Raw genomic sequence first — 12,444 nt, 5'->3', positions numbered from 1 at the left:
GACGAAGGAGCACGAAAGACATGCCGGGCACTGTGACGATGTACAGCACCACGTGGTGCGGCTACTGCCGCCGCCTCAAGGGTCAGATGGACCGTGAGGGCATCGCGTACAACGAGATCAACATCGAGCACGACCCGGAGTCGGCGGCGTTCGTCGAGAAGGCGAACGGCGGGAACCAGACGGTACCCACGCTTCTCGTGATCTCCCCCGGCGGCACGGAGTCGGTCATGACGAACCCGAGCCTCGCGCAGGTCAAGCAGGCACTGACCGCCTGAGTCCCGTCCCTCGTCCCGGCGGGAGACCTCCGCTGCTGCGGGGGTCTCCCGCCGTTCCGGGCGCGGCGTCGGCCCCTCCTCGGGGGCCCTGGAGCAGGGTCGCCCGGTACGGCGGCGGGACGCGGCGTCCTCCTCAGTCGGGGCGCGGCACCCACGAGGCCGCGCGTCCGGCGGCGACACTCCCGCCGACGAGCGCGGCGACCAGGGCGGTCAGTGCCGTGCCCGCCAGCATGGCCGCCAGCAGCGGCCACGACACCTCGCCGCCGTAGGCGCCGCCCGTGACCGGCTGGACGAGGACGAGGTGGACGCCGACACCGACGACGCCCGCCGCGCAGAGCGGCGCGCCCAGGGACCACGCCGCGGTCCGGTGGAACACCCGGCGGTCGCCCGTGAGCACGTTCAGCGGCGCCAGTGCCCGGGCCAGGCGCAGGAAGTGAGCGGTGGCCGCGATGGCCATGGCAAGGAGCAGGATCACGGCGCCCAGGGCCGCCAGGAACGGAATCCACCGGGACTGGTGGCTGAGTTCGGAGGGCTGTTCCGCACTCTCGCGCAGCCCTTGCACACCGGCCTTCGCGGACAGGTGCAGGTGTGCGGCGCGCTTGACGGCCGGCAGGTCGAGGCGGGAGCCACCCGGCTCGAAGACCAGCGCCTGCAGCCCTTCGCCCTCGGTGAGCGGCTCCACGGGCCCCGACCGCACGAGGACCGGCTCCCCGGCGGGCCCGGGGCCCGCGCCCTGTATCCGCCGTTCGAGATCGCCGAGCGTGACCTGCCGCTGCTTCCCCCGCGGGGGGCACGGCAGATCGAGGAGGGACAGGTCGCTGCACGGCGCCTGCATGACGCGCACCGCTTCCGGCCCCTCGCCCATCCGCCCCAGGGCGACGACCCGCGCCGTCCGAGGCAGCGAGGACCGGAAAGCCCGAGGCAGTTCGCCCTGGTGGGCCGACCGGACGAGGGCGGCGCTCTCGGCGGCCGAGCCCGGTGTCCTCTCGTGACCGGGCATGACGGACAGCAGGCTGGACAGGATCTGCGCCTGGCCGAGGACACCGATGGCGACCACGAGGACCGCCACCAGACGGACGACGGCGGCCGGTCGTGCGGCCGTGGTCCGCACGGCGATCAGCAGGGCGGGGTCGCCCCGGCGCCGCGCCGGACCCGCTGCCTTTGCGCTCCACCGTCCCGCGCCCCAGCCCAGCACCCACGGGAGCGTCGCCCACACCCCCGCCACCGCGAAGAGGTAGGCGATGGCCGAGCGCTGTGCCCCGCCGAGGAGTGGCCCCGAGAACACCGCCATGATCACGAAGATGGGGAACGCGCCGAGGGCGAGGAGTTTCAGCGGCCCCGCCTGTGCGCTCGTGGGCCGGTTGGACCGCGTCCCGGGCCGGCGGGCGGGGGCGGGCCGCAGCAGCAGTACCAGGCCGAGTGTCGTCAGCGCCGCGAGCACCATGGCCGCGGTGACGGGGACGATGGCCGCACGGACGTCCGCGGCGGCCAGGGTGTAGCCGATCCACGGCAGTCGCATGTCACTCAGGAGTGCCGGCGCGAGCACCGCGCCGGCGAGCAGCGTGCCGAGCGTGACGGGGAGGACGGCGCCCCCGAGGTCCACACACAGCCGGGCTCCCCTGCCCGCGCCCAGTGCGTCGAGGAGGGCGTCCCTGCGGTCCCGGCCGGCGGCGCCGGTACGGGCGGCCGCGACGACGAGAGCCAGCGCGGGCAGCCCGAGCAGCACCGCGAGCAGGGCCCACATCGCCGTCTCCTCCCCGACGACCCGCAGGTCGCCGAAGGGAATCCAGTGCCCGCCGTAACCGGTGATCTTCTCCAGGTCCGCCGTCCTGAGCATGTCCGCCGTCGGCCTGACGTACGCGAGGCGCTCGCCGGGGGAAGCCAGTCCTTCGCCGCCGACCCGCCCGGCCGCTTTCCCGTACCGCTGGGCGAAGCCTTCGGCGCGTGGGGCTTCGGCGAGCGCGGGTGACAGCAGGACTTCGCCGGGGGCGGGCCAGTGTCCGACGCCTGGCGGCAGCGGCGCGTCGTCCTCCAGCGGTGCGATCACCACCACGGTGAACTGACGGCCTTCGTAGGAGTCCCAGTAGCGGCTCCACAGGGCTTTCGCCTGCTCGCCGCTCTCGGCGAGCGCCGGGGTCCGGGCGGCGCCGCGTTCCGCACGCCCGTCCCAGGTCGCCGAGGCGAGCACGAACGAGCAGAAGGTGAGGGCGAGCACCGCCGACGCGAGCAGCAGCGCCGCGAATCGTGTGCGCCCCGCCTCTGCGCCGTGGTGGGCCGCGTGTCCCAGGCGCAACAGCTGCCAGGTGAGACGGCGGCCGCCGCCCGTCACGGCGCCGCCGTCAGACTGCCGCTGTCCAGTCGCAGCGTGCGGTCCGCACGCCCGGCTATCGCGGGGTCGTGGGTGACGACGAGCAGGGCGCAGCCCCGGGTCCTCGGCAGGTCGAAGAGGAGGTCCGCGACGAGGTCCCGGGTTCCGGTGTCCAGTGCTCCGGTCGGTTCGTCGGCCAGCAGCAGCGCCGGTTCGCCGATCAGCGCCCGGGCGACCGCGACGCGTTGGCGTTCGCCGCCGGACAGTTGACCGGTGAGTGCGCCGTCCGTCCGCACCCCGAGCTCGGCCAGGAGTTCGTGGCTGCGCCGGTAGGCGTCCTCGCGGGGGACGCCGTCCAGGAGTGCGGAGATCGCGACGTTCTCCACGGGGGACAGCTCCGCCAGCAGCTCACCGAACTGGAAGACCATGCCGATGTTCTTCCTGCGGTGCCGGGAGAGGCGGCGGCCTTTCATGCCGACCACGTTCTCGCCTGCCACCACGACCTTCCCCGCCTTCGGGGGAACAAGGCCGAGGACGATGGACAGCAGCGAGCTCTTGCCCGAGCCGGAGGGGCCGGTCACGGCCAGGGACTCACCGGCCCGCACCTCCAGATCGACGCGGTCCAGGAGCGTTCTGTCGTCGATCTCGTGGGTGAGGCCTGCGATGCGCAGCGGTGGAGAGAGCGTCACGGGTTCTTTTCTGCCTTCACGGGTACAGAGCTGCCCGGGGCTGGAGTGCGCCCCGGGCAGGTCACAGCGGGCCGACCGGCGAGGTCAGTCGCCGGTGACGATGTGGTCGTCGCTCCACCAGCGGCCGCAGTCGTCGGGCCAGTTGTTGATGACGACGCATGCGCGGGCGTCCCAGATCTTGCTGCCGACGCCGCTGTAGGTCCGCTTGCCGCTCCCCTCCTTGTTCCAGAGGGTGAACTTCTTGGTGCCGTGGGCTCGGCGGTTGTACTCCGCCTTCACGGGCCGGCCGTCGGCCTTGCGGTCGGCGAGACCGATCTTGCTGTTGGTGCCGTAGCTCCACGCGGCCGCGTAACCGCCGTTCGAGGACTCCACGGAGATGTCCTGCGCGACGGCCAGCGTCGACCCCGCCGCCAGCGTCATACCGAGGGCCACCACGGCGATCCGTGAGACGGACCTGCTGCGTATCGACATTGTTCTTCGTTCCCCATCATGTGTGGCAGTCGATCCACGCCCTCGATGGCGTGGACCTCGTCAGCGAAGGTCGTACGAGAGGTTCTCGCGCGCCACCCGCTGAACGCTCTTCAGCCTGGCGTCCTCTTCCGGGAAGAGTTCCAGCATTTCGTAGGCGTAGGACGCCGCCTCGATGGAGCGGCCGGAGCAGATCTCCTCGTAGAGGATCCAGGTACCGCCGCGGACCACGTCGAGACACGCCTCTGCGATGTCGTCCTGCTCGCCGTGGACCAGAGCGTGCAGGACCCACATCAGCTGATGCCGGTGCTCGTCCGGGACGCCCGCGGCGAGCGCCGCCATGACCATGCATGCCGTGGCCACGGCGGGCCGCATGAGGTTCGACTGCACCACGGCGTGGTTGTCCGCCCAGCCCTCCCCCAGGTCTTCCGGAGGCGGGCCGTCCAGGGAGCGCAGGAAGTCCCGCGGGATGTGCTCGGCCGATCTGCGGCATCCGCACGTCATTCCGGCCCAGTCGTGCCGGGAGATTTCCACTTGCAAAAGATCGAAAGAATTCACTGCCCTCACCTCAGCCTGTCCCAACGGCCACCCTTGACGTGCTGCACACCGTCGATGAACTGAGGTGGATCGTAGTCGTGCTGGCAGTTCACGCAGACTTTCTTGTTCCTCGTCACCTTGGAGGCGCCGTCCTTGACGACGTGCTTGGCGTTCGTGAACTTGACCTTTGAGGCATCGCCGCCGAGAGCGAAGCACACGTTGCCCTCGGCGCAGTAGCTCGCCCCCGGGTACCTGCCGCCGGAGGACGCGAGGGCGATCTCCCCGGTCTCGGTGTTGACAGCGCCCACGTAGGTGCGGTTTCCCGTCTTGCGCGTGTAGTTCTTCAGGGCGAAGTCGTCGACCATGCTCTCGGCCTCCGCGAGCCGCCCCTCGGGGGTCCAGGTCGACGGCGGGGCGTGCGTCTCCAGCGCGGCCGGCGCTATCTTCTGCCCGGCCCAGCCGCGGTTGGACGGAAGCTGCAGCGACAGCTGCGAGAGGTCGTCGGCCGAGGCGCCCGACTTCCCGAAAAGCCCCTTGCCGTAGCGGAAAGCGGGCCCGAGGAGCGGGGCGAGGCCGCCGCCCGCGGCCCCGATCAGCAGATCGGACGGGCTGGTCGGCTGGCACTGAACCGTGTTGACGGCGTACGTGTAGCCCGCTCCGATGGCGGCGTCCGTCACCGCCGCCACCGCCAGGGCCCGCCCCCCGGAAAGACCGAGCGAGGTGGCGAGGCCCATCCCCGCGGGAGCGAGGAACCCGGCGCCCGCGCCGATCACGGCGCCCTTGGCGGTGGCTCCCGCGAAGTCCCCCCAGTCGAAGTCGTCCTGATGCGTCAGGGCGTAGACCCCGCCGCCGATGACACCGCCGATGGCACCGCCGATGCACCACGGGCACGCCCCGGACGGGTCGGCGAGGTTCGACGGGTCGTTGTTGACGTACGCGTAGGAGGACTTGCTGGAGTTGTCCAGGGCCGCCGGGACGGGGTCCTGCGTCGTGAAGCGGCTCTGTTCGGTGTCGTAGGAGCGGGCGCGCAGCAGGAGCCGGTCCGGCAGGTACTGGTCCTTGTACTGGCCCGTGTACCCGAAGATGCTGGTCTGGCCCCCGCTGACGGTCGCCTTGCCCGTGGACTCGCCCCAGGGGCCGTAGGCGTAGCGGTAGTTGTCCTTGCCCGCCGAGTCGAAGACCGTGCTGATGGAGTTCTGGCGGTCCTGGGTGAAGTGGAAGGTGCCCTTCGTGCGGTCCATGGACCGCGCCGTGCCGTCGGGGTCGTAGCGGTAGTCCGCCATCAGCGCACCGGCGCTGTCGGTGTCGGTGGCCAGCTGCGGCAGCGGGTTGTTGATGTCCCAGCGGGAGGTGCGGGCGAGCTTGCTGTTCTTCTGGCTGACCGTACGGTTGCCGTCCGCGTCGTACAGGAACGCGTAGGCGTCGGAGCCGACCTTGGCCGTCTTGACCCGGCCCAGCGGATCGTAGGTGTAGGTGTCGGCGCCGTCCTTGGTCTGGTTGCCGTCCGCGTCGTAGCCGAACCCGGTGGTCGTCGCCCCCTTCTTCGCGGAGCTGAGCCGGTCGGCCTCGTCGTGCTCGTACGTCGTCGTGGTGCCCGACGCCTTCGCGGACGTGAGGTTGCCGACCTTGTCGTACGTGTACGTCTCTCCGCCGGCGCCGGGCAGGCAGGACGCGGTGCCCGTGTCGGTGCAGGCCCGCTTCATCCGGCCCGCGCTGTCGTACGCGTACCGCGAGGGCTTGCCGCCCTTGGGGGTGTCCGTGATGATCCGGCCCGCGTCGTCGTACGCGAAGGAGTTGCCGCCCGACGGGGTCGTCAGGGAGGCCAGGCGGCCCACCCGGTCGTAGGAACGGCTCTCCGTGCGTGCCGTCGTCGTCGGCAGCGTCACCGAGGTGAGGTTGCCCGCCTCGTCGTACTGGTAGCCGGTGTCCTTGCCGTCGGTCCGCTGGGTCTTGACCCGGCCGGTGTCGTCGTAGGTGTAAGAGATCGCCCGGCCGTCCGGATAGGTGCGGGACTTGAGGGTGTCGTCCGTGTTCCACCGGTAGGTGAAGGGCTTGGCGACGCCCGGCGACGTGATCGTCTCGACCTTGTCGTCGTTGTCGTACGTGAGCGTGCGGGTGCCGGTGGCGTCCTTGACCGTGAGGGGACGGCCCGCGTCGTCGTAGGTGTACGACTGCGTCGGCGTGCCGTCGGAGTAGGTGACCTTGGTCGGCAGGAGCCGGGCGTCCACCGTCGTGGTGATGGTCTGGCGGCGCGCGTTGGTGACGGTGGTGCGGTTGCCCTCGGCGTCGTAGGTGTAGCCGACGGTCTCGCCCCGTGGGTTGGTGACCGACGTCATCCGGCCTTCGGCGTCGTAGCCGTACTTCGTGACGTGGGAGTTCGCGTCCTTGCTGGTCTCCAGGAAGCCGGCCTTGCCGTAGGCCGGGTCCGTGGTGCCGCCGTCGGGGTGGGTGACGAGGTCGACGCGGTTCAGCGCGTCGTAGGCGTAGACCGTCGGTTTGTTGCCGGGCTCGGCCACCGCGGTGACGTTGCCGACCGCGTCGTGCTCCGCTGTCGCCTTGTGCCCCAGCGGGTCGGTGACCGTCGTGGCGTGGCCCGCCGCGTCGTAGCCGTACGTCCAGGTGTACTCGGCGGGATCGGCGCCGGTGGCGTTGCCGCGCGGGTCGACCGACGTGGCGAGGCGGCTGTCCCCGTCGTAGGTGTAGGTGGTGCGTTCCTTGGCCGGGGAGACCTCGGCGGTCAGGTTGCCGTCGTCGTCGTACTCGTACCGGGTCACGTGGTTCGACCACGTCTTCGAGGACTCCAGGCGGCCCTCGTCGTCGTAGGCCAGCGTGGTGCCGTGGCCGAGGCCGTCGACCGTGTTGGTGACGGAGCCGTTGTCGTCGTACTTCACCGAGCGGGTGTGGCCGAGCGGGTCGGTCGTCGACAGCGGGCGGTCGTCGGCGTCCCAGGTGAAGGCGCTCGTCCTGCCCTGGGGGTCGGTGACGGACGTGCGGTTGCCGACCTTGTCGTAGCCGAACTTCCAGGTGTGGTCGGCCTGCTGTGCGCCCTCGGTGTTGCCGCGCGCGGTCACCATCCGCGACTGGCGTCCGGCCTTGTCGTACTGGTACGAGGTGGTGCCGCCGGTGCGGTCGGTGACCGACGCGACGCGGCCCGCCTTGTCGTAGCCGATGATCCGCTTCTTCCCCACGGGGTCGGTGACCTCCGTCGGGCGGCCCGCGTCGTCGTACGCGTACGTCGTGACGCGCTTGGCGGCGTCGGTGCGGGTGAAGAGGCGTCCGGCCGGGTCGTAGTCGTACGCCGTGACGTTGCCGCGCGCGTCCGTGACGGTCTTGAGGCGGTCGGCCGTGTCATAGGTGTAGGCGGTGGTGTACTTGGCCGGGTCCGCGCCGGTCTCGTTGCCCCGCGGGTCGACGGCCGTCTTCAGGCGTCCGGACGCGTCGTACGTGAAGGTGCTCCTGCCGCCCTCGGGCCTGGTGACGGACGTCAGGTTGCCGTCGTCGTCGTGGCCGAAGCGAGTGGTCTTGCCGAGTGCGGACGTGGCCGTCTCGACGAGGCCCGTCGTGGCGTCGTAGCCGTAGGTCACTGGTTTGGTCAGTGGTCCGTCGACCGAGGTCAGCTGGTTCTTCGCGTTGTACCCGAAGACCGTCTTGTTCGACTCCCCGTCCGTGTGCGACTCGACGTTGCCGGCCTTGTCGTACGACCACGTCTCGTCGGAGGCTCCGGAGGAGCGGCGCTTCAGGCGGCCCGTGGTGTCGAAGTCCCACTGCGTCTCGCGGACCTCGGCGTCCACCGCGCTGGTGCGGTTGAAGTGCTGGTCGTAGCGGTAGTAGCTCTTGTTTCCGAGCGGGTCGAGCTGGGTGAACAGGACGTTCTTGTAGTAGATGTCCGTCCAGACGCCGCCGTCCGGCGCCGTCATGTCGGCCTGGTCGAACTCGCCGTTCCCGCGGTACGCGAAGCGGGTCTCCTGCTGGGCCCCGTCGGTCTGGGACGTCACCCGCCCCTTGTCGTCGTACACGTTCCGCGTGACGACCTTGCCGTCGGCCCCGGTGACCTCGTCCAGGAAGCCGCCCGAGTCGTAGCCGTACTTCTCGGTGGCGCCGTCGAGGGCCTTCACCGCGGTGAGCCGGCCGCCGGTGTAGTCGTAGTCGATCAGGCGTCCGTCGGCCAGCGTCAGCCGGTCGAGACGGTCACCGGAGTAGGAGAGCGTGGCCGCACGCCCGGCAGCGTCCGTGATCTTCGTTGGTCTGGCGCCGGTGTACTCCAGCGTCAGACCGCGTGCGGTCCGGTCCTTCAGCGCGGAGAGGCGGCCCTCGGAGGTGAAGGAGTAGACCCGGTGGTCGGCCGTCGTCAGCCGGTAGCCGCTGCCGTCGGCGGACAGCGTGGAACGGGCCTGCCCGGGGGTCGCGTACGCTCCGCCGCTCTTCTTGGTGTAGGTGTGGCGGGCGCCTCCTTCACCGATGAGGACCACATCACCGTCGGACCGCACGGAGAGCCGGGTCTCCCAGGGGAGCTGCCAGCCCTTGCCGAGCGCTCCGGTGTCGGCGTTGTCCGAGGAGTAGACGCGGCCCACGGTCAACGGCACGCCCGGCGCCGGCACGCGGGCGTCGGTGAAGGACTCGGTGAACGCGCCCGTCGCGGTGTTCACCGGGTCCGCACGCATCACGGTCGTCCCCGCCGAGCCGCTGGCGTCGCCGCACAGCGCGGCGCAGGCAGCGCCTTCCGGCAGGGCCGGGACCATGTAGAAGAGGTTGTACGAGCCGCACGACTCGTTGTCCGTGGGGTCGTCGGCCACGGTCGTGCAGACGTAGACGAAGTACGACGGGCTGGAGGTGTCGCACACCGTGGTCGGCAGCGTGATGGACGCGTTCACCACGGGGAACGTCCGGCCCGTGTTGAGCGTCGGCGCCTGCACGGTCTGCCCGAAGTCCAGGACCTTGTCCGGTGTGCCCGCGCAGTAGTCCTCGACCTTCCAGCGCACCTTGACGGGGTGCACCTCGTCGTCCGCGCCCCCGGTCTGCCAGATCGCCGCCGACACCTGGAGCGGTTCGCCCGGCACCGCGGCGCCGATGTGGTTGCCCAGAGCCATCAGCCAGCCGCCCTGCTGGGCTGCGGTGTTCCCGAACGGGTCCACGGTGTACTGGTAGAGCGATCCGCTGGAGTACGAAGGCGCGGCCGCGTCGGCCTTCGCCCGGGCGGCCGACCGCGACGCCCGCTGACCGTGTGCCCCCGGCTTCGCCGCTCGCTGATTGCGCTCGAACAGCGCCATCTGGCGGGCGGTCGCGGGGCGGCTCTTCGTCGTCGGCAACCCGTGCGACTTCGCGCCCTCGCCACGGACCGTGGTCTGCGCGCGCCGCTCCGCGGGCGTCATGGGCTTCTGCACCGCGGCAGGCGCGGGCATGCGTCCCGTGCTGCCGACCGGTCGGACGGCGGGCCCGCCGTCGTCGGCCGACACCTTCCCCAGCCATCCGCCGCCCGCCACCACAGACAGCACGAGCACGACCATCAGCGCACGCAAGCGCGCAGACGCTATCGCCAGCACGACCCTGTTCCCCCCGAATACCCGCACAACCGTGGCCAGTTGTGTACAGAACGTGAGGAACTTTGATGCAGGGGCCATCAAATAGCAAGGGCGAAAAGGGGGTTTTGACACACCCCGCGCCGATACGCCCGGCAGTCTTTACTGATCCGCAACAAGGGACACACCGGTCACGGATCGGAGGCGCGGACGGGACCTCAGCCCACCGACCCCGGCTTCGGCAGGGGCTTGCCGTACCAGAGCTCGATCAGACGGGCCGCAATCGAGATGCCGTAGGGAGGCAGGACCTCCCCGGACTCGAATGCGGCCCGCAGGTCTTCCCGGGAGAACCAGCGCGCCTCGTGGATCTCCTCGCCGTCCACGTCGATCTCCGAGGAGATCGCCTCGGCCATGAAGCCGAGCATCAGGCTGGAGGGGAAGGGCCAGGGCTGGCTCGCGACGTACTCCACGTCGCCCACCATCACGCCCGCCTCCTCGAACACCTCGCGCCGCACCGACTGCTCGATGGACTCGCCCGGCTCGACGAAACCGGCCAGGGTCGAGAAGCGGCCCTCGGGCCAGTGCACCTGGCGGCCGAGCAGGATGCGGTCCTCGCTGTCCCTGACCGCCATGATCACGGCCGGGTCCGTGCGCGGGTAGTGCTCGGCGCCGCAGGCCTGGCAGCGGCGGATGTGGCCCGCCGCCGCGATGACGGTGCGCTCGCCGCAGCGCGAGCAGAAGCGGTGCAGGCGCTGCCAGTTCTCCAGGGCCACGGCGTGCACCATCAGGCCCGCGTCGCGCGGGGAGAGCAGCAGCCCCGCCTCCCGCAGCCCGGCGGGGCGCGCCGACTGGTCCATGCGGCCCGGCAGGGCGTCCTTCTGGAGCGCGAAGTAGCTGACGCCGTCGTCGTCGGTGCCCAGGAAGTAGCGGTGCTCCTCGGTGAGCGGCGCCTCGAAGGACGGGGTCATCACCAGTTCGGTGCGGCCCTCGGGCGTCTCGTCGATGAGCACCTGACCGCCGCAGACCACGAAGACCCGGGTCGTCGGGTGGCTCCAGGCTGCCGCGAGCCACGCCTCGTCCATGCGGTGGTGGGCCGCCCGGTCGATGCCACTCGGCGCGGTCAGCGAGATCGGACGGTCGGCGGTGTGGTCGGTCCAGGTGGTCACAGGTGCTTCCAACTCCCCCGAAGGAATGGGTGGCTCGGCAGGGCGGGCGGCGGTGTGCCCGGCGGTCCGTGGGTCAGTGTGCATCGCGCCAGTTCCGGGCGAGGTCGCCCCACAGGTAGGCGGTCGTCTCCACACCCTTGAGGAGGAGGTCGATCTCGACCTTCTCGTTCGGCGCGTGCCAGCCGTCGGAGGGCACCGAGATGCCCAGGAACAGCACGGGTGCGGCGAGAACGTCCTGGAGGTCCGCCGCGGGCCCCGAGCCGCCCTCCCGCGTGAAGCGGATCGGCTGCTCGAAGGCGCGGCCCATGGCGCGGACCACCGACTGCAGGGCCGGGTCGTCCAGCGGCGTCAGGCACGGGCGCGTGCCCGCGCTGAAGGTGACGGTGTGCCGGATGCCGGCGGGGACGGTGGCCGCCGCCCACGCGCGCACGGCCTCCTCGACGCGGTCCAGACGCTGTCCGGCGACCAGGCGGAAGGAGAGCTTCACCACGGCGGACGACGGGATGATCGTCTTGCTGCCTGCTCCTTGGTACCCGCCGCCGATGCCGTTGACCTCGGCGGTCGGGCGGGCCCAGATGCGCTCCAGGGTGGTGTAACCGGCCTCGCCGCGCGTGCCGTGGGACTTGGCCGTGCGCAGCCAGCGCTTCTCGTCGAAGGGCAGCTCGGCGAAGAGCTCGCGCTCGCGGTCGGTCAGCTCGACGACGCCCTCGTGGAAACCGGGGATCGCCACGCGCCCGTGCTCGTCGTGCAGGGCCGCGACCAGGCGGGCGGCCTCGGTGGCGGGGTTCGGCACGGCGCCGCCGAAGGAACCGGAGTGGATGTCCTGGTCGGGGCCGTGCAGCCGGATCTCGCACTCGGCGAGGCCGCGCATGCCGGTGCAGACGGTCGGGGTGTCCTCCGACCACATGCCGGTGTCGGAGACGATCACCACGTCGGCGGCGATGCGGTCCTTGTGGGTCTCGATGAGCTCACGGAAGTGCGGGGACCCCGATTCCTCCTCGCCCTCGACGAGGAGCTTCAGGTGCACGGCGGGGGCGGAGCGCCCGGTGGCCGCGAGGTGGGCGCGGACGCCGAGGGTGTGGAAGAAGACCTGGCCCTTGTCGTCGGCCGCGCCCCGGGCGTAGAGGCGGTTTCCCTGGACGACGGGCTCGAAGGGGTCGGTGTGCCAGCCGTCCTCGCGGGCCGCGGGCTGGACGTCGTGGTGGCCGTAGACGAGGACGGTGGGGGCCCCGGGGTCCTCCGACGGCCACTCGGCGAAGACGGCGGGCGCCCCGGCCGTCTCCCATACCTCCGTGACCGGGAAACCGGTCTCCTTGAGCCGGCCTGCGAGCCACTCGGCGCTGCGGCACACGTCACCGGCGTGCTCGGGCTGGGCCGACACGGACGGGATGCGCAGCCACTCGGCGAGCTCGTCGAGGAAGGCGGCGCGGTGGTTCTCGATGTACGTACGGACGGCGCTGTCCGGGGTCTCGCTCATGGCCACGA

General features: G+C 71.2%; 8 protein-coding genes. 1 reads left to right on the top strand and 7 read right to left on the bottom strand.

The window, feature by feature from the left end:
* Positions 1-20: 20 nt before the first annotated feature.
* Positions 21-275: a glutaredoxin domain-containing protein gene (locus DCW30_RS18795; RefSeq protein WP_062782389.1), complete on the top strand. Its 255-nt coding sequence runs from the start codon at positions 21-23 to the stop codon at positions 273-275.
* Positions 276-408: 133 nt separating this feature from the next.
* Here DCW30_RS18795 and DCW30_RS18790 read toward each other — a convergent pair whose 3' ends face one another.
* From DCW30_RS18790 to DCW30_RS18760, 7 genes are all read right to left on the bottom strand, one after another.
* Complete coding sequence (locus DCW30_RS18790) at positions 409-2,604, bottom strand: hypothetical protein (protein ID WP_079250011.1); 2,196 nt, start codon at positions 2,602-2,604, stop codon at positions 409-411.
* Positions 2,601-3,272, bottom strand: coding sequence for an ABC transporter ATP-binding protein (locus DCW30_RS18785; protein ID WP_237283386.1), 672 nt, complete (start codon positions 3,270-3,272; stop codon positions 2,601-2,603). Before DCW30_RS18785 ends, DCW30_RS18790 begins: the two co-directional genes overlap by 4 nt.
* Positions 3,273-3,356: 84 nt before the next feature.
* A complete protein-coding gene (locus tag DCW30_RS18780; protein WP_079250012.1) occupies positions 3,357-3,743 on the bottom strand; it encodes a hypothetical protein in 387 nt (128 codons plus the stop codon).
* 60 nt (positions 3,744-3,803) lie between these two features.
* Positions 3,804-4,274: a hypothetical protein gene (locus DCW30_RS18775; protein WP_123985598.1), complete on the bottom strand. Its 471-nt coding sequence runs from the start codon at positions 4,272-4,274 to the stop codon at positions 3,804-3,806.
* A 29-nt stretch (positions 4,275-4,303) separates the two neighbouring features.
* Positions 4,304-9,793 (bottom strand): DUF6531 domain-containing protein, encoded by a 5,490-nt coding sequence (locus DCW30_RS18770; protein WP_076684670.1) that lies wholly within the window; start codon positions 9,791-9,793, stop codon positions 4,304-4,306.
* Positions 9,794-10,011: 218 nt separating this feature from the next.
* The gene (gene nudC / locus DCW30_RS18765) at positions 10,012-10,959 is read right to left on the bottom strand and encodes an NAD(+) diphosphatase (RefSeq protein WP_062782405.1); all 948 of its coding nucleotides are present in this window, start codon (positions 10,957-10,959) and stop codon (positions 10,012-10,014) included.
* Between the two features lie 73 nt (positions 10,960-11,032).
* Positions 11,033-12,436, bottom strand: coding sequence for a dipeptidase (locus tag DCW30_RS18760; protein ID WP_076688910.1), 1,404 nt, complete (start codon positions 12,434-12,436; stop codon positions 11,033-11,035).
* Positions 12,437-12,444: the final 8 nt, after the last annotated feature.

The sequence above is a fragment of the Streptomyces alfalfae genome (genome assembly GCF_004127445.1).
Taxonomy (GTDB): Bacteria; Actinomycetota; Actinomycetes; order Streptomycetales; family Streptomycetaceae; genus Streptomyces; species Streptomyces alfalfae.
This window is presented reverse-complemented; position numbering and strand designations above follow the sequence as displayed.